The sequence below is a fragment of the Clostridioides sp. ES-S-0048-02 genome, assembly GCF_020658495.1.
Classification (GTDB): Bacteria; Bacillota; Clostridia; order Peptostreptococcales; family Peptostreptococcaceae; genus Clostridioides.
Map to the genome: position 1 here is coordinate 580,639 of NZ_JACVWH010000001.1, position 18,314 is coordinate 598,952.

Below are 18,314 nucleotides of genomic sequence, written 5' to 3' on the forward strand. Positions count from 1 at the left end.
GAGATGAAAAAAGCTTTTGAGAAATTGAATTTAAGAGATTATGGAGTATTACTAGGTTTTTTGGCTTTATGTATAGCGATAAGTGTTGCAACTCCATCATTTTTAGGTAAACAAAATATACTTAATCTTTTGCGACAATCTTCTATAATTGGAATAATTTCGGCAGGTATGACTTTTGTTATAATATCTGGAAACTTTGATATATCAGTTGGGGCAGTAGCAGCTCTTGCAGGTGCTATAACGATGAAATTTGCGACTGGTGGAACCAATTTATTTGTATCTATGCTTTTAGGTATAGCAATTTGTGCAGTAATAGGACTAATAAATGGGATAGTAGTTGCAAAGATAAATGTACCATCGCTAATAGCTACTATGGCTATGGTTACTATTGTAAGAGGATTGCTTTTGATGCTTACAGGAGGATATCCAATTACTGAAAATATACCAATACTCGATTATATTGGAAATGGATATTTATTTAATATACCAATACCAGTAGTAATTTTCTTTATAGTAGTACTAGTTGCATTTATTGTACTAAATAAAACTAAGTTTGGTAGATATGTTTATTCTGTAGGAGGTAATCAAGAAGCAAGTAAACTCAATGGTATAAATGTGGATTCCCATAAAATAAAAGTATTTATTATTAATGCTGTACTTGCAGGAATAGCTGGGATTGTACTAACTGGAAGACTTGGAACGGCAACTGCGATTGCAGGTGAAGGCTATGATATGGATGCTATTGCATCTGTTGTAATCGGAGGGACATCAGTAGCAGGATGTTCTGGCTCTGTACTTAAAACTGTTATAGGTGTGTTACTTATGAGTGTTATAAACAACAGTTTTAATCTTCTTGGAATAGATGTATATTTCCAATACATATTTAAAGGTTTAATAATTTTAGCAGCAGTTGGATTTGATTCTTATAGCAAGAAAAAGCTTGCTTCAAGATAAAAAATAAGAGGGGGAAATTTTTTATGAGAAAATTAATGAAACATTTAGCATTATTACTATCACTTGCTATGATATTCAGTTTAGTTGGATGCTCAAATGATAGTGGAAAAGGAAAAGATGGAGAAAAAAAGATAGCCGTATTGTTGCCAGGTTCAACAGGTTATTTTGTAGCAACTAAACAAGGTATAGATGCAAAATCTAAAGAATTAGGTGTAAATGTAGAATATGCAGATGCTCAATGGGATGCTAGTAAACAATTATCACAAGCTGAAGATTTTATGGCTAAAGGAGTAGATATGATTGCATTATGTGGAGTTGATTCTGCTGTAAGCGAGAGAATAGTTAAGGCTGCTAATGATTCAGAAGTTCCTATAATAGCATTTACAAATTCTATAGGAAGTAACTCAACTGGAGAATTTAAAGGCTTAGTTACCTATATAGGGCAAAATGAGGAAGAAACAGGAGCATTAACAGGTAAAATTGCTAAAAACTTATTAGGAGAAGCTGGTGGAAAAGCTGTATTAATAGAAGGTGTTCCAGGAACTACTCCACAAGTATTAAGAAAAAAAGGTCTTGAAAAAGAGTTAAAAGATAGTAACATACAAATAGTTTATAACCAAACTTCAAATTGGGAGAAAGAGCAAGCCTTAAAGGTAACAGAAGCTTTAATTCAAAAGAAAACTGATTTTAATGTTATAATATGTCAAGATGATAACTCTGCTACAGGAGCAGGACAAGCTTTAAAAGATGCTGGTCTTAAAGATAAAGTTAAAGTTATAGGTTTAGGTGGAAGTAAAGACGGATTAAAAGCTGTAACTGATGGGTTAATAGATGGTACAACTTATATGTCTGCTATTGAAGAAGGTGCATTAGTTATAGAAAAGGCATCTAATTTCCTTAAAGGCGAAAAAGTTGAACCTGTTACACAAATTAAACAAGTTGAAGTCAACAAGGATAATATTTCAGAATTTAAGGGTGAATGGTAAGATATTACATACATTAAAATTGAGAGAGTTACTTTATATAGTTTCTAAAGTAACTCTCTCTTTAAATCCAACCTAGTAATAAGTTATTGGATAGTATTTCTAAACAAATAAAAAATTAATATAAACAAAGACTTATTTATACTAAATTATAAGTCAAATTAATATAAACTTATGTAAAATGAGAAAACATTTAAAGTATTGAAAATACTAAGGTTCAAAAGAATTATTAAAAAAATATAAAAAAACATAAAAAAACTATTGAAAAAAATAAAAAAATTTTGTATAATTAAAGTTTTAAAAAGTGTGGTATACAAAGCCAATTCTTTTGTATATAATATATATAAATTAAGAAAAAGGAAGGGATATGTATGGCCAGGCGGTTATTTTTAGAAAGAATTGGACTTATATTATTAGGTTCAGCAATATTAGCATTTGGAGTTTATAATTTTTACTATCTAAACAACATAACAGAAGGTGGAGTGTTAGGTATTTTACTACTGTTAAAAAATTTATTCAACATACAACCAGCAATAGCAAATATTGTAATTGATGGTTTACTACTTTTAGTAGGATATAAATTTTTCGGTAAAAAATTCCTAATATATTCAATAGTAGCTTCTATAAGTTTTTCAGTATTATATGATTTATTTGAAGCTATAGGACCTCTTGTACCACAATCACAAAATATGCTTTTATCAACTATTTTGGCAGGTATAACTGTAGGAGTAGGAGTAGGGATAATAGTAAAAGCAGGTTGTGCATCGGGAGGAGACGATGCTTTAGCATTAGTAATTTCTAAGACTACATCTTTGAACATAGGGCAAGTTTATCTAGCAACAGATGTTATTGTATTGTTGTTATCATTAGTTTACCTATCCGCATTTGATATTTTTTATTCTTTAATTGCTGTTACGATTAGTGGTAAAGTAATTGATTTTATTTACTATCATGGTAAAAATTTAGATATGGATATGAGTAATGAAATAGTTCCAGAATGTTAATATAAACTAAATAACAGTATTTTTGAAAGGTGGCAAACTTGCCTCCTTTTTTTATGTCTAAATTAAGTAGAGAAGAGCTAATTTTATATTTATGCAATACTAATCAATAATAGATGTATCTTAACCCTATCTTTATACCTAAAATGATAAGATAAATGAAGTAGCAATATGAAACCAAAACGTATCAAAGAAACTAAAGTAAATGGAGGAGTCGAAATGTTAGATATAGTGATGATAGCGTCACTGGCTATAGGATTTATTTCCATGAAGTTGCTTGCTGGCTGGTGTGGGAAACAAACTGAAAAAAAATAATGTAATGTATGGAGGTATTACCTATGTGGTTTCTGGCAGTTGTAATTGTAATGTTGATAGTATATTTGGTGTATGCGCTTATTAATCCTGAAAAATTCTAAATAGTATAGAGGTAATAAGCAAGTTGAATTGGGGGGAAAATTTTTATGGTACAGATAGTAATAGTATTGGCGATATTTATGGTTTTAGTAATACCTATGGGTAAATATTTATATCATATATCCACTAACCAAAAAACATTTGGAGATAAAGTGTTTGATAAAATAGACAATGGCATATATAAGGTATGTAGCATAGATAAGAAAAAAGAAATGAATTGGAAGCAATATGCTTTAGCTTTATTAGTTACAAATGCAGTCATGGTGTTTATAGGATATGTAATACTTAGAACTCAGAGCATGCATATTTTTAATCCTAATGGAATTAAAGGTATGGAACAAAGTTTATCATTTAATACAATAATAAGTTTTATGACAAACACGAATCTTCAACATTACTCAGGTGAAACAGGGCTTTCATATCTTAGTCAAATGACAGTGATAATATACATGATGTTTACATCAGCAGCAACAGGATATGCAGCGGCCATGGCATTTGTAAGAGGGTTAGTAGGCAAAAAGAAAACATTAGGCAACTTTTATGTAGATTTAATTAGAATAACAACAAGAGTACTTTTACCAGGGGCTTTAATTGTTGGTGTTATATTAGTTACACAAGGAGTACCACAAACTTTTGCTGGTACAGAAACAATAACTACTATAGAAGGAAAACTTCAAGATATAGCTAAAGGTCCTGTGGCAGCACTTGAATCAATAAAACACTTAGGAACAAATGGAGGAGGATTTTTTGGTTCAAATTCATCACATCCATTTGAAAATCCAACAATAATATCAAATATAGTAGAGATGTTATCTATGATGATATTACCAGGAGCTTGTGTTGTTGCATTTGGACATATGATAAAGAATAAAAAACAAGGTTGGGTTGTATTTGGTGCAATGTCAATCATATTTTTAATAGGTTTAGTGGTTTGTTTTAGAGCAGAAAGTGCAGGAAATCCTATCTTATCACAATTAGGACTTAATCAAAGCATGGGAAGTATGGAAGGTAAAGAAGTTAGATTTGGTATAGCTCAATCAGCATTGTTTACGACAGTGACGACTTCCTTTACAACTGGTACAGTTAACAATATGCATGATACTTTAACTCCTCTAGGAGGATTAGTACCACTTTTAAATATGATGTTAAATGTCGTATTTGGTGGTAAAGGTGTAGGTCTTATGAATATGCTAATGTACGCTATAATAGCAGTATTTTTATGTGGATTAATGGTAGGAAGAACACCAGAATTCTTAACTAAGAAAATTGAAGGAAAAGAAATGAAGCTTATAGCTTTACTTATTATATTACATCCACTTTTGATACTTATGTTCTCTGGACTTGCAGTAGCACTACCAGCAGGTCTTGAGGGAATTTCAAATCCTGGATTCCATGGATTATCACAGGTTTTATATGAGTTTGCATCTTCAGCAGCTAATAATGGCTCAGGATTTGAAGGTTTAGGAGATAATACTATGTTCTGGAATATAACAACAGGTATAGTTATGTTTTTTGGAAGATATGTGTCTATTATAATATTACTTGCAATATCAAGTTTATTAGCATCTAAGAACTCTGTAAATGAAAGCATAGGAACACTTAGAACTGATAATTTCACATTTACAATAATTTTAGTATTGGTTGTTTTAATTGTTGGTGCTTTAATATTTTTCCCAGCCTTAGCGCTTGGACCTATTTCAGAGCATCTAGTATTATGGCACTAAAAAATTGGGAGGGAGTAAAATTTTATGGAAACTAAAAAAACAAAGTTTATTACAAAAGATATTTTCAAAACTTCCATTATAGAAGCTTTTAAAAAATTAAATCCTAAATATATGATGAAAAATCCAGTTATGTTTGTTGTAGAGATTGGATTTATAGTAACTTTGATACTTACAATAGTACCTAGTTTGTTTGGAGATGAAGGTAATAACTTAAGAGCTTATAATGGGATTGTAACAATAATACTATTTATAACTGTTCTTTTTGCAAATTTTGCTGAAGCTGTAGCTGAAGGTAGAGGAAAAGCACAAGCAGATACATTAAAGAAAACTAGAAAAGATACAGTTGCAAGAGTTTTAGATAAATTAGGAAATGAAAAAATGATAAGTGCAAGCGAGCTAAAACTGGGAGATATTGTTTTAGTCAATGCAGGAGAAGTTATTCCAAATGATGGAGAAGTAATAGAAGGTATAGCTTCTGTGGATGAGTCAGCAATAACTGGAGAATCTGCACCTGTTATGAGAGAATCTGGAGGAGATTTCGCTTCTGTTACAGGAGGAACTACAGTTGTAAGTGACTGGCTAAAAATAAAAATAACAACAAAACCAGGAGAATCCTTCTTAGATAAAATGATAGCTCTTGTAGAAGGAGCTTCAAGACAAAAAACACCAAATGAAATTGCTTTAAATACTTTATTGGTGGGATTAACACTTATATTTATGGTTGTTTTAATCTCTCTTTATCCAATGGCAAATTATGCAGGTGTAAAGATTCCAATTTCTACTATGATAGCACTTTTGGTGTGTTTAATACCAACTACTATAGGTGGATTATTGTCAGCTATTGGTATTGCAGGTATGGATAGAGTAACTAGATTCAATGTTATTGCAATGTCAGGAAAAGCAGTAGAAGCTTGTGGTGATGTTGATACTATGATTTTGGATAAGACAGGTACTATTACTTATGGAAATAGACTTGCATCAGAATTTATAGCAGTTGGAAATGCAGATTCAAAAAATTTAATAAACTATGCTGTTATGTGCTCATTAAAAGATGACACACCAGAAGGAAAGTCTATAGTTGATTTAGGGATAAAACTAGGTTCAACAGGAAAAACAAAAGAGGCCGAAGAAGCTGAGTTTGTAGAATTCTCTGCACAAACCAGAATGAGTGGTATAAATTTATCTGATGGAACAGCTATTAGAAAAGGGGCTTATGACAGTATAATAAATCGAGTAAAATCTTCTGGTGGATTAGTACCAGACGATTTAGAAGAAAGTGTGAATAGAGTAGCAAAATTAGGTGGTACACCTCTAGTAGTGTGTGTCGATAATGAGATATACGGTATTATCTACTTAAAGGATACAGTAAAATCAGGTCTTGTAGAAAGATTTGCTAGACTTCGTGAGATAGGAATAAAGACAATCATGTGTACAGGAGATAATCCTTTAACAGCAGCCACAATTGCAAGAGAGGCTGGAGTAGATGGATTTATTGCAGAATGTAAACCAGAAGATAAGATAGAGGCAATAAAAAAAGAACAATCTGAAGGTAAAATAGTTGCTATGACAGGGGATGGAACAAATGATGCTCCTGCACTTGCTCAAGCAGATGTGGGTCTTGCTATGAATAGTGGTACAACATCTGCAAAGGAAGCAGCAAACATGGTAGATTTAGATTCAGACCCAACTAAAATATTAGAAGTGGTTGAAATAGGAAAACAGCTTTTAATAACACGTGGTGCTTTAACAACATTCAGTATAGCAAATGATATTGCAAAATACTTTGCAATTATACCAGCTATATTTACCCTTGCAATACCTCAAATGGAGATATTAAATATAATGAAGCTTTCTACATCATTTAGTGCGATATTATCAGCTTTAATATTTAATGCTATAATTATCCCATGTTTAATACCTCTTGCTATGAAAGGGGTAAAATATAGACCTATGAAATCGCAAGCTATGCTAATGAGAAATATGCTTATTTTTGGTCTTGGTGGGGTTATAGTACCATTTTTAGGAATAAAAGTAATTGATTTATTAATTACACCTTTAGTAATGGTTCTTAATTTAGGTTAATAAATGGAGGATATAAAAATGAAAACATTAAAACCAGCATTGCTTGTAAGTCTTGTATTGTTATTTGTTTGCGGACTTGTATATCCACTTGTTTTAACAGGCGTAAGTCAAGTTGCATTTAAAGATAAAGCTAATGGAAGTATGATAGAAGTAAATGGCGTAAAGGTTGGTTCAGAGCTTATTGGTCAAAGTTTTACAGATGCAAGATTTTTTAAGGGAAGAGTTTCATCAGTAAACTATAATACTTATACAAAAGAAGATTTAATACCAGATAAGGATGGAAATACAGTTTATGGCGGTGTTTCATCGGGTTCTTTTAATTATGGAGCAACTAATCCAGAGCTTCATGATAGAGTTCAAAAAGACATTGAACAGTTTTTGAAGGATAATCCAGGTGTAAAAAAAGAAGATATACCAACAGATTTGCTTACAGCATCAGGTTCAGGACTTGACCCTAATATAAGTCCCGCTTCTGCAAAGGTTCAGATACCTGCTATAGCAAAAGTATCAGGAATATCAGAGAGTAAATTACAAAAAATTGTAGATGATAATACTTCAAAAAAACTTTTCGGAGTTTTAGGTGAAGATAGAGTTAATGTGCTAAAGGTTAATGTAGAGGTTGCAAAAATATTAGGTCTTATATAGTATTTCGTAGAATTTTTGTAGTGAAGTATTGTGTATGACTTAGCATAAAGCTTGAAGTTTGAAGAGTGAAAATCGATAATGATTTTCACTTTTTTTGTTTGAATATTATTAATATTAGAAATAAAACAATTGAAGGGATAAAATCCAAAAAAAGGTTGCATTATCAAAATGATAATACTATAATATATTTATCGTTATCAATTTGATAATAGAATTGGACATATAGGAGGAAGTAGTATGTTATATAATAACGCATTAGAGTTGATAGGAAACACACCTGTAGTAAGGTTAAATAATTTAGGATGTACTAACGGGTGTTCTAACATATATGTAAAATTAGAAAAAGTAAATCCAGCAGGAAGTATAAAAGATAGAGCAGTTTATGAAATGCTAGAAGGATTAGAAAAAAGAGGAGAATTAAAAAAGGGTGATGTACTAGTAGAAGCAACTAGTGGCAACACTGGTATTGCATTATCCATGATAGGAAGATTAAAAGGATATGAAGTAGTAATAGTAATGCCAGAGACTATGAGTATCGAGAGACGAGATTTAATGAAGGCTTATGGAGCAAATTTAGTACTTACAGATGGAAAAGCTGGAATGTCAGGCTCTATAGAAAAAGCAAATGAACTATTGAGAGAAAATCCAAACTATAAAAGTTTGAAACAATTTGAAAATAAAGACAATCCAAATGCACATTATAAAACAACAGCAGTTGAAATTATGAATGATGTTAGAGATTTAGATATATTTGTATGTGGAGTTGGAACAGGTGGTACTTTAATAGGGACTGCAAGATATTTAAAAGAGCAAAATCCAAATATAAAAGTAGTTGCACTTGAGCCAAAAAAATCTCCAGCTATATCAGAAAATAAAACTGGACCTCATAAAATACAAGGAATAGGAGCTAACTTTGTTCCTGAAAATTATGATTCTAGTGTAGTTGATGAAGTAATATTAGTTGATGATGAAGATGCTTTTGATACAGTTAAATTACTTGCATCAAAGGAAGGGATTTTGGTAGGTATATCTTCTGGAGCAAATATATTTGGAGCTATGGAAATGGCGAAAAAATATCCAAATAAAAAAATAGTAACAGTAGCTCCAGATGGAGTAGATAAATATATGTCCATGGGAATATTTTAATAATTTTATTTGAGGGAGTGAATACTTTGTTTAAAAAAATAAATAAAGATATTGAATATATAATGAAGAATGATCCAGCAGCTAGAACTAAGATAGAAGTTTTTTTACTATATCCATCAGTGCATGCAATGATAATGCATAGAATAGCTCATTTTCTTTATAAGAAGAAGATGCTTTTTTCAGCTAGATTGATATCCCAGATATCCAGATTTATGACTGGTATAGAAATACATCCTGGAGCTAAAATGGGAGAAGGTATTTTGATAGACCATGGAATGGGTGTTGTAATTGGCGAAACAGCTGAAGTGGGAAATAGAGTAACAATATATCAAGGAGCTACTTTGGGTGCTACAGGAAAGGATACTGGCAAGAGACATCCAACTGTTGGCGATGATGTATTAATTGGAGCTGGAACAAAAATACTAGGACCTTTAAATATCGGTTCTAATTCAAAAATAGGTGCAAATTCAGTTGTTGTTAAAGATGTACCTAATGGAGCCACAGTTGTTGGTATACCAGCAAAAATAGTGAAAATAAGAAATCTAGAACCTGTAAAAAAGAATAAAAGAGAAGTATCCTACGAATACGAAGAGTTAGACAATGTATATTATATATAGTCATAGTGATGTTATAGAATATGAACTTTTGGAAAATGGTGAAACTGTGACTAAAGGTGGGATAGGAAGAGCTTTAGCAGAAGGAGTTTTATTTGGAGGAGTAGGTGCTGTTGTTGGTGGTGGAGCATGTGAAAAGATAGGTTCTATGACTAAAGAAAAGTTCACTATGATAAAGGGGAATGATATTCTTTACAAAGCATTAGATTTCATAAATAGATAATATTTTAAAATATATAAGGTATTTGTATAAATTATTACTATTTTATGAAAAAAAATAATTTTTTAAAAATATTAGCCGATTTTGCGTGTTTATTGACTAGTTATGCAGATTTCTTGTAAATTTACCTCTATAGTGCTAGGATATGATTAAATATAAGATAATTGAAGGGGTATAATTGTATAAATTTTAAGAAAATAACATCTATGTCATTAGCAACAATTAGTATTTTAACATTATCGTTTTCTAATCTGGTTATTTCAAACGCAATGGAAAAGGACATAAATTTAAAAAACGAGAAAAATATTAGACTTGAGAATAGAGATACAATAAGCATTTATGTTGATAAGCCAAGTATACCAAAAAGTGGGCGTGTTACATTTAGTGGATATGCAACAGATAAGTCAGGGGCGCCGATAGCTAATAGAACTGTATAATTACTTGAAAATGACTATCCAAAGGAATATACATCAGTAAAAGATATATTTGATATTACTAAAACAGATTCAAATGGGTACTATTCATTTTCTTTTAATGTAAGTTATACATATGGATATCATCCATTCTTTGTTATGTTGTCAAATGGGCAGACTATAGATGGGAACTTCGATTTTGGGAATACAAGTACATGGAAGGGTAAATGGTTTATAGATGGAAGAAATTATGATTTTGCAGATGTATTAAGCAAGTATTCTGGTGTTTTTATATCTCAACATATGTAATTAATGTATGTTTTAAAGTAATTATATGAATGGTTTTAAAACTAACATATAATTACTTTTTTAATATGAGAATAAATTTATTTTGGAGAGGTAAATATAATGAAAATTTCTAGTCAATATAGAAGCCAATATTTATTAAATAATGAAAGTAACATAAAAAATACAAAAAAAACAAATATTATTAAGAAAAATGAAACTATAGAAAAAAATAATTATTTATCTAATATCATGAAACAAAAACAAGAACTTGATAATAGAATTAAAGATTTAAAAGATAAACAAGAACTTTATGCTAAAAAAATAAATGAAGCAATCAGAAATTTATTTAAATCAGAAGAAGAAAATAAAAATAGTAATGTAGAAGAAGAAAATAAAAATACTATTTTGGAAGAATATCCAATTTCTCTAAATACAGGAGAAAAAGAGGAATCATTAAATACAGATGAACTTAATAATAAAAATGAAGAAAAGGTAGAAGAATTAGATCAAAAAGGCGTCGATAATGAAAAAGAGTCAGAAGAACTAGAACAAAAACATATTGATAAAGAAGATAAAGAACTTGAAAATTTATTTTTAGAAGGTAAAACTCGCGAAGAACTTGAAAATATGCTTAAAGATTTTATGAGTATGACTCAAGAGGAAATAAAGAAAATTGAGTCAAGAATAGAAAAGTTAGATAAAGATGCTGAAAAATACAAGAAAAATCAAAATATTAATGGGCAAAAAAATTATATAGATACTTTAATTTAAAGACCCCCCAATAAAATCAGGTATATTTTAGAAGGTAGCAACTAGTTAGTTGTTACCTTCTTTTGCTATTAATCCTATTAGATTTTATATAGCTATATATTTCTTTCTAATTAGATAATATAATGCTGTTGTTATAATGGCTGCTATTATCATTGCTATTATTGTAATGTCTAATTTTCTTGTGAATAAACCTATTGCTATATATTCAAGACCCATTACATAGCGAGAAAGTATTTCTAGTTTAACAGTTCTTTTCTTATCTATATTTCCATACGTTGATTCTAATTTATTAAAATATTTTTCACTGCAAAAACTAGTTTTAGGTTTAATTAAAGATATTATTGTAGTTAATATTATAATTCCTACTCCAATAAGTATAAGATTGATATTTCCAAAGTTCATAGTATATACCTCCTTTAGCATAATAATTTTTTTATGTATGTTGTTTATATTCTTTTGTAAAGAGGAAAGGAAGATAAAATAGTGATACAAATATAAGTCTCTCTAAAATAACATAATAGCTAAGTGGTATTTCAGAACTATTACAAATAACATCTAAACTATCAACTAAAGCATGAATTATAGAACAAATCCATATATTTTTAGTTTTCAAATAAACATAACCTAAAAATATAGAAAGTCCGATTCCATAAATTAAATGAATTACACTTCCCAGTATTGGAGCATCTGGATTATAGAATGTAAATTGTAGAGGTAAATGCCATAAACTCCAACAAACACCTACAATTATAACACCTATTTTTTTGTCAAATTTATTAAAGAAAATACTTTGTAAAAAACATCTCCAGCCATATTCTTCAGACAAAAAAGGATAAATATATATTAATGATATTATAGTAAGGTTCAGATAAAATAAAATACCATTATAATTAAGATTATTTCTACTTATTATTAATCCAAGGATAACTTGAGAAAATATAAAGTAGATAATTAATAAAGCACCTGTTCTTACATTTTTTAGAATATACAGTTCTTTTGATTTAAAAGAATAAATAATAAGATATAAACTGCTTATTAAAATTAATATAGAATTCACTAATTGAGATTGATTGAGGTTTATTAAGTTAAATGATTTAGCAATAAATAATAAAAAATAACTAAGAAAAAGTAATATTACTAATGAATAAAACTTATACTCATTATTAGTTTTTCCTTCTGAGTAAAATTTTGCAATAGCGACAGAAGATAAAGGTAATATCATTATGAATGATGCAAAATTTCCTGGGTCAATAAACTTATTGAAATATAATAGAAAACCTAATAAATAAGTTAAGCCAAAAGTTATAGAAAAAAATATTATAATCTGTATTTTCTTTCTTTTTTCTTCATTTTCAATATATCTTGGATTTAATAAATCAATCCATTTTTCTTGTAATTTCAATACAAAAACCTCCTTTAACATATTACTTTCTTTTCTATAATAACAAATTCATATTGTATTAATTTTCTTAATAAAAGTATAGCAGCAATGTAAGTATAAAGAGTATCTAAAATATTACAAATATTAACAGGTTATATAAAACTATAGTAGAAGTTGTAATAATAAAACGAACGAAAATTATTATACTAAAACATAAGACATGTTATAATTATATTGTATATTTATTAATGTATAAACTATCAAGAGCGTTACTTAACACATCTTAAAATTGATTTAAATGAGTCTTTTTCATACACAAAATTATATGATATAATAAAAAAATAGAAGTGTATTGGTAGTACACTTCTATAGCTATAACTAAGCATTCTCATGAGCGGGAGTGCTTTTTTCATTTTTCCAAACAACCTTGTTTACTTCATCAATAATTATCAAATTAATCTTATTATTTTTCAAAATCTCTGTTGCAGTATCAATAAGATTATCTAGGTCAAAACTACGAGTTAATTCTAGTTACTTGTTGTTTAAAACTCTTTTCAGTATGTAAGTATTAAAACACATCTATATCACCCCTTAAGCACTAAGGCATTCTTATAAGCGCTTCCAAAGTAAAAAATTCGTCTACATACTGGTCAAAGTTTCTAACATATTCAGTCTTGTATTTAGTGTTATTTATTTCTATAAAAGCAATAGTTTTGCCATCATCATAGTATCTGCTTATTACGAAATATTTTTCTGCAGTAGATACATTTTCTTTATCTTCTATAACTAAGCCTTCAGCATTAAAACAAGGTGCCATACTATGCTTTCCAATCCTTAAGTGGTTAATATTAACCTTTTAAGGTTAATTTAATAATATTACTATTTCATAATAAAGTCAAGAAAAATTAACTATAAAAGAGAAATACTGCCCTTAATGGGTTAATTATGATAAAATAAATTAAAAGAGGTGATAAAATGATTTCATACAATCGCTTATGGAAATTATTAATTGATAAAAAAATTAAAAAAATGGAATTTAAAGAAATGACAGGACTAGGAAGTTCAAGTATTAGTAAATTGAACGAGGATAAAGTTGTCTCTATGGCTACAATGGAAAAAATATGTTTGGCATTAGATTGTAACATAGAAGATATTGTTGAGATTAAAAAAGATATTGAGTAGCAATATTTATCTTAAAAAGTATATGATACTAATATGTTTTATAGGGCATTAGAAAATATAGAAATAAAAGAAATAAAAGATTAAGTTTCATACAATGGACGAGGTTTTATCAGATTATAAAGAAAAATAATCATAATATAACTATAAAATAAATTTTATAAAATTTATTTTGAAAAGGTATTATTTTCAAATTTGAGGACATAATAAAAAAGAACTGAAGGTCAAAGTTTTAGTTCGCCAATCGTTGGTAAACAAAAATTTTAAATTTGTAACATATAGGAGGATTTTATTATGAAAGCAAATGTTAATCAAGATACTTGTATAGGTTGTGGATTATGTCCATCAATATGCCCAGAAGTATTTGACATGGCTGATGATGGAAAATCACATGTTATAGTTGATGAAATACCAAGTGATGCTGAAGAATCAGCAAAAGAGGCTAGAGAAAGCTGTCCAGTTGATGCAATAGATGTGCATTAACAAAAGAAAAGCCTATGAAGATTGAAAGCTCAATCTTTATAGGCTTTTATATTTTATTGAGTTAAAATTTCAATTCCTGTTTCTGTAACTAAAACCATGCACTCCCATTGAGCAGATAATTTACCATCTTTTGTGTAGATAGTCCAATCATTTTCTTCATCAACAAAAATCTCATGAGTTCCTTCATTTACCATAGGTTCTATAGTAAATATCATTCCAGGAACCAATAACATTTCAGTTCCTTTTTTAGAAACATAACTTACAAATGGGTCTTCATGAAAACTTAGTCCAACTCCATGCCCACCAATTTCTCTAACAACAGAATATCCATTTTCTTTTGCATAAGAATTAATAGCATTACCTATATCACCCAAGAATCCCCATGGTTTAGCAGCTTCAAGACCTTTTTGAATGCATTCTTTAGTAACTTGAACCAATTTTTTTGCATTTTCTTTAACATTTCCTATCATAAACATTCTTGAAGCATCTGAGTAATATCCATTAAAAATAGTAGACACATCTACATTTATAATATCTCCATCCTTTAATAGGATGTCTTTACTTGGGATACCATGACAAACTTCATTGTTTATTGATGTACATACACTTTTAGGAAAACCATTATAATCTAGTGGTGCAGGAATAGCTCCATTTTCTAATGTAAAGTTATGGACTAATTCATTTATATCTTCTGTAGACATTCCAACTTTAATTTTATCCGAAATATAATCTAAAATCTTTGTGTTTATTACAGCACTTTTTTTAATTTCTTCAATTTGTGTTGCATTTTTTATGATGTCGTGAGTAGGTACAATATGACCTAGCTGAGCAAATGAATTTATTTTATTATCTATATCCATATGACATTTTTTATATTTTTTAGTACTTCCACACCAACAAGCATCGTTTCTGTTTAATTTCATAACTCTTCATCCTTTTTATTATTTATTTAAATTATGGGCTACATAAACTATTTTAAAATATAACCATTAGAAATATTATAACATAAATATCAAAAAGTCTTTTATAAAGAGTACTTTATTAAATAGAAATATATTATTAAGTATTAATGTGTTTCATAGCTTAGTTCTAATTCTTCAAGAAAATTATATGTTAAAGGACAATTTTCTTTCAATATATTTTTTGAGTCTTCATCAAGATAATAATGCACAAATGATTCCGCAAAAAATTCTTCTGGGAATTTACTAATATATGCATGTGCAACTTGTTTAGGGTCATAAAGTTTATACCTTTCTTGAATAAACACTTCCATAAATTCTTCTGAATTTGATTTTTTGTCTAATACATTTTTATCTATAGCATGTGCAGTTTCATGTAATTCCAAATTTTTAGCTGAATGAACATTTGCATAACTAGGGTTACTATAACCTATTTTAGCCACAATAGAGTTGTTTCTATATATCCCAGGTACATCTTTCCAAGTTTTACCTGATCTTACCCAGCATGGAGGTAATTGGTGTTTTAAATCACTAAATTCTGGTTCATCAGTTAAATTTGAATTTATTAATTTTATAATTATATCTTTTTCTTTAAGTGTTTGTAGATATTTTCCATTTATGTTTGAAAGTCTGTTTTTCATGTTTTCAACTTCATCTTTATCATAGTCTGAATTATCTGGAAGTATAATCATTTGTTCAATTATATCTATATTACTTTCTCTTATATTTTTACTGTTTTTGTTAACTTCATATTTGAGGCTATCATCTCGATAAAAAGTCATATTTGCATCGTTTTCTGAAAAAGAGGAGTGAATATTTTCTAAATCTAAAATGTTCATTTGATGTAAAATATTTTTTGTTTCACCACTCCATACCACTAAAGAAAGTGAATTAAAGTTAATTAGTGGATTTTCTTTCATTTTTGTTTTATTACTTATACTGACATCGAATACATATTCAATGGAGTTTTCTATATCAAGATTGTTTGTATTCTTCTTAAGATATAGATATGCTTGTCTTAACTCTATATAAATGTTATCTAAAGATTCGTCGAAAAATTCTGATAGATTGTTTGTAAATATTTCTTCACTTAAAAGTTCACTTTTATCAGTCACACTTTCAATTAAAGTATTAATTTCTTTTATCATCTCAGGAATATTTATCTTCTTGCTTGCTTTTTCATCAGATACATTGCATGGTGCAAGAGCAATGCAATAAAAATCTTCTTCTTTTTTATAAAAGGCTTTAAGTGATTTTGACAAAAGTGTAAAGTCTACACCTATCTGTAAATTGACTTTAAATAAGTTCTTTTGTGATAATTCAATATTATTGCTTTTAGCTATAATTAAATTGTTTTCCATAATCATTGCCCCCTTTTTATTAGGTTATCATAATTTTTTTATATATGTCAATTTATTTTTTTGAAAATTATAATTTTTTTGAAAATTTTATTTTTTATATTTGTGAATTTTTTGTTAGAAGAATAAATATGTTATTAATATGTCAAAATTTAGCGTCAAATACTTTTAGAATCTACTTTACGAATTTACATTTGAGTTATTGTTATAGCTGACCAATATATAAAATTTACAGCAGTTTTTTTTATTTTATAATATAATGTTTATATATTTAATTTAAGGATGTGAATTAAGATGTATTTTACATATATTATAAGGTGCAAAGATGATTCTCTATATACTGGATATACTAGCAATATAGAAAGAAGAATGAATGAGCATAAGTCAGGAATTAATTCAAAGTATACAAGAGCAAGGGGATTTAAAAAGTTAGAGGTTTATTTTGTAACAAATACAAAAAGTAATGCAATGAAATTAGAATACTATATAAAAAAGTTAACTAGGGATAAAAAATTATCTATAATAAAAAATCCCAATATACTTATAGATTCAATTGACAATAAAGAAAATTATATTATTGGAGAAGAGATAAAAGAACTGAAGTAAGTGTCTTTAATTATATTGTAAATAAGTGTATACAGTGTAAAAACTTGACAATAAATACTATTGTAATATAATGAAGTTATAAATATAATAAATTAAAATAGCTAGGGGAGCCAAGAGCTGAGAGGAATACCGACCCTTACACCTGAACTGGATAATGCCAGCGTAGGAAAGCTTAGTATAAAACTTAAGTATGTATTATTTGTGATATATGCGAATTTCTAAGCTATACCTATTGTAGGTATAGCTTTTTTAGTTAATCTATTTAAATTAAATTTTTAGGAGGGTATAAATGAGTAACTACAAAATACCAACACTTACAATAGCTGGTTCAGATTCATCTGGAGGAGCTGGAATCCAAGCTGATTTGAAAACTTTTAGTGCAATTGGCACATATGGAATGAGCGTAATAACAGCTATAACGGCACAAAACACTCAAGGAGTTTTTGCTGTAGAAGATTTAAGCCAAAGTATAATAAAAAAACAAATAGAGGCAGTATTTGATGACATACCTCCAAGAGCAGTAAAAATAGGAATGGTTTCAAGCCCAGAAATTATACTTGAAATAGTTGAAAATTTAAAAAAATATAATCCAGAATATTTAATAGTAGACCCTGTAATGATATCTAAAAGTGGATATTATTTATTAAAACCAGAAGCAAAGGAAAATCTAATTAAGTATTTAATACCACTTGCATATATAATTACACCAAATATTCCAGAAGCAGAAGAAATTACAGGAATAAAAATACATAATGTAGATGATATGAATAGAGTAGGAAAGAAAATATTAGAGCTTGGACCTAAATTTGTTCTTATGAAAGGTGGACATTTAGATGGAGAAGCAGTGGATATTTTAGTTGGTAAAAATATATTTGAAGTGTATAAAAGTGAAAGAATTGATAAAAAAAATACACATGGAACAGGATGTACATTATCTTCTGCAATAACATCTTACCTTGCATTAGGTTATGAAATAAAAGAAGCAATAAAATTAAGTAAAATTTATATAACAGAAGCAATAAAAAATAGTTTTGATATAGGTCATGGAGTAGGCCCAGTACATCATTTTTATAAGTTTGAATAATAAAATTTT

Annotated in this window: 22 protein-coding genes, 1 pseudogene and 1 riboswitch; of the genes and pseudogenes, 18 read left to right on the forward strand and 5 right to left on the reverse strand. The window is 28.6% G+C overall.

Annotation, left to right across the window (positions count from 1 at the left end):
- Window positions 1-3 precede the first annotated feature (3 nt).
- The 14 genes and pseudogenes from IC173_RS02745 to IC173_RS02810 all read left to right on the forward strand — a co-directional run bounded on the left by IC173_RS02745 (window position 4) and on the right by IC173_RS02810 (window position 11,255).
- Window positions 4-954 (forward strand): ABC transporter permease, encoded by a 951-nt coding sequence (locus tag IC173_RS02745; protein ID WP_227855122.1) that lies wholly within the window; start codon window positions 4-6, stop codon window positions 952-954.
- A 23-nt stretch (window positions 955-977) separates the two neighbouring features.
- Window positions 978-1,940 (forward strand): sugar ABC transporter substrate-binding protein, encoded by a 963-nt coding sequence (locus IC173_RS02750; RefSeq protein ID WP_227855123.1) that lies wholly within the window; start codon window positions 978-980, stop codon window positions 1,938-1,940.
- 368 nt (window positions 1,941-2,308) lie between these two features.
- The gene (locus tag IC173_RS02755) at window positions 2,309-2,941 is read left to right on the forward strand and encodes a YitT family protein (RefSeq protein WP_227433016.1); all 633 of its coding nucleotides are present in this window, start codon (window positions 2,309-2,311) and stop codon (window positions 2,939-2,941) included.
- A gap of 168 nt (window positions 2,942-3,109) precedes the next feature.
- Window positions 3,110-3,253: a hypothetical protein gene (locus IC173_RS02760; protein WP_227433018.1), complete on the forward strand. Its 144-nt coding sequence runs from the start codon at window positions 3,110-3,112 to the stop codon at window positions 3,251-3,253.
- Between the two features lie 23 nt (window positions 3,254-3,276).
- Window positions 3,277-3,354 carry a K(+)-transporting ATPase subunit F gene (gene kdpF, locus IC173_RS20895; protein ID WP_227433307.1) on the forward strand — a complete coding sequence of 26 codons (78 nt, stop codon included), beginning with the start codon at window positions 3,277-3,279 and terminating at the stop codon, window positions 3,352-3,354.
- Between the two features lie 45 nt (window positions 3,355-3,399).
- Complete coding sequence (gene kdpA, locus IC173_RS02770; RefSeq protein WP_255613262.1) at window positions 3,400-5,076, forward strand: potassium-transporting ATPase subunit KdpA; 1,677 nt, start codon at window positions 3,400-3,402, stop codon at window positions 5,074-5,076.
- Between the two features lie 24 nt (window positions 5,077-5,100).
- Window positions 5,101-7,158: a potassium-transporting ATPase subunit KdpB gene (gene kdpB, locus IC173_RS02775; protein ID WP_227823773.1), complete on the forward strand. Its 2,058-nt coding sequence runs from the start codon at window positions 5,101-5,103 to the stop codon at window positions 7,156-7,158.
- 18 nt (window positions 7,159-7,176) lie between these two features.
- Complete coding sequence (locus IC173_RS02780; protein ID WP_227433020.1) at window positions 7,177-7,803, forward strand: K(+)-transporting ATPase subunit C; 627 nt, start codon at window positions 7,177-7,179, stop codon at window positions 7,801-7,803.
- A 237-nt stretch (window positions 7,804-8,040) separates the two neighbouring features.
- Window positions 8,041-8,949: a cysteine synthase A gene (gene cysK / locus IC173_RS02785; protein WP_227433021.1), complete on the forward strand. Its 909-nt coding sequence runs from the start codon at window positions 8,041-8,043 to the stop codon at window positions 8,947-8,949.
- A gap of 26 nt (window positions 8,950-8,975) precedes the next feature.
- Window positions 8,976-9,566 carry a serine O-acetyltransferase EpsC gene (epsC, locus tag IC173_RS02790; RefSeq protein WP_227855124.1) on the forward strand — a complete coding sequence of 197 codons (591 nt, stop codon included), beginning with the start codon at window positions 8,976-8,978 and terminating at the stop codon, window positions 9,564-9,566.
- A 109-nt stretch (window positions 9,567-9,675) separates the two neighbouring features.
- Window positions 9,676-9,786, forward strand: a pseudogene (locus IC173_RS02795) (cell wall hydrolase); the annotation flags it as partial.
- 203 nt (window positions 9,787-9,989) lie between these two features.
- A complete protein-coding gene (locus tag IC173_RS02800; RefSeq protein WP_227855125.1) occupies window positions 9,990-10,220 on the forward strand; it encodes a hypothetical protein in 231 nt (76 codons plus the stop codon).
- 135 nt (window positions 10,221-10,355) lie between these two features.
- Complete coding sequence (locus tag IC173_RS02805) at window positions 10,356-10,505, forward strand: hypothetical protein (protein ID WP_227855126.1); 150 nt, start codon at window positions 10,356-10,358, stop codon at window positions 10,503-10,505.
- 99 nt (window positions 10,506-10,604) lie between these two features.
- On the forward strand, window positions 10,605-11,255 hold the full coding sequence (locus IC173_RS02810) for a hypothetical protein (protein WP_227855127.1): 651 nt from the start codon (window positions 10,605-10,607) through the stop codon (window positions 11,253-11,255).
- Window positions 11,256-11,339: 84 nt separating this feature from the next.
- Here IC173_RS02810 and IC173_RS02815 read toward each other — a convergent pair whose 3' ends face one another.
- The 3 genes from IC173_RS02815 to IC173_RS02825 all read right to left on the reverse strand — a co-directional run bounded on the left by IC173_RS02815 (window position 11,340) and on the right by IC173_RS02825 (window position 13,453).
- Window positions 11,340-11,657 carry a hypothetical protein gene (locus IC173_RS02815; protein WP_227836074.1) on the reverse strand — a complete coding sequence of 106 codons (318 nt, stop codon included), beginning with the start codon at window positions 11,655-11,657 and terminating at the stop codon, window positions 11,340-11,342.
- 31 nt (window positions 11,658-11,688) lie between these two features.
- Complete coding sequence (locus IC173_RS02820; protein ID WP_227433025.1) at window positions 11,689-12,657, reverse strand: CPBP family intramembrane glutamic endopeptidase; 969 nt, start codon at window positions 12,655-12,657, stop codon at window positions 11,689-11,691.
- Window positions 12,658-13,234: 577 nt separating this feature from the next.
- Window positions 13,235-13,453, reverse strand: coding sequence for a hypothetical protein (locus IC173_RS02825; RefSeq protein WP_227855128.1), 219 nt, complete (start codon window positions 13,451-13,453; stop codon window positions 13,235-13,237).
- Between the two features lie 158 nt (window positions 13,454-13,611).
- On the opposite strand from IC173_RS02825, the gene IC173_RS02830 reads away from it, so the two are divergent.
- Complete coding sequence (locus IC173_RS02830; RefSeq protein WP_227433028.1) at window positions 13,612-13,818, forward strand: helix-turn-helix domain-containing protein; 207 nt, start codon at window positions 13,612-13,614, stop codon at window positions 13,816-13,818.
- 291 nt (window positions 13,819-14,109) lie between these two features.
- Complete coding sequence (locus IC173_RS02835; RefSeq protein ID WP_227433029.1) at window positions 14,110-14,298, forward strand: ferredoxin; 189 nt, start codon at window positions 14,110-14,112, stop codon at window positions 14,296-14,298.
- Window positions 14,299-14,351: 53 nt separating this feature from the next.
- Here IC173_RS02835 and IC173_RS02840 read toward each other — a convergent pair whose 3' ends face one another.
- Both IC173_RS02840 and IC173_RS02845 read right to left on the reverse strand, forming a co-directional pair.
- Window positions 14,352-15,221, reverse strand: a complete 870-nt coding sequence (locus IC173_RS02840; protein ID WP_227823777.1) for a methionyl aminopeptidase — start codon at window positions 15,219-15,221, stop codon at window positions 14,352-14,354.
- A gap of 143 nt (window positions 15,222-15,364) precedes the next feature.
- A complete protein-coding gene (locus IC173_RS02845; protein ID WP_227823778.1) occupies window positions 15,365-16,618 on the reverse strand; it encodes an anthrax toxin lethal factor-related metalloendopeptidase in 1,254 nt (417 codons plus the stop codon).
- A 291-nt stretch (window positions 16,619-16,909) separates the two neighbouring features.
- On the opposite strand from IC173_RS02845, the gene IC173_RS02850 reads away from it, so the two are divergent.
- Together IC173_RS02850 and thiD are read left to right on the forward strand one after the other, a co-directional pair.
- The gene (locus IC173_RS02850) at window positions 16,910-17,221 is read left to right on the forward strand and encodes a GIY-YIG nuclease family protein (RefSeq protein ID WP_227433034.1); all 312 of its coding nucleotides are present in this window, start codon (window positions 16,910-16,912) and stop codon (window positions 17,219-17,221) included.
- A 93-nt stretch (window positions 17,222-17,314) separates the two neighbouring features.
- Window positions 17,315-17,407: riboswitch (TPP riboswitch) on the forward strand.
- A gap of 103 nt (window positions 17,408-17,510) precedes the next feature.
- Window positions 17,511-18,305 (forward strand): bifunctional hydroxymethylpyrimidine kinase/phosphomethylpyrimidine kinase, encoded by a 795-nt coding sequence (thiD, locus tag IC173_RS02855; RefSeq protein WP_227855129.1) that lies wholly within the window; start codon window positions 17,511-17,513, stop codon window positions 18,303-18,305.
- Window positions 18,306-18,314 lie beyond the last annotated feature (9 nt).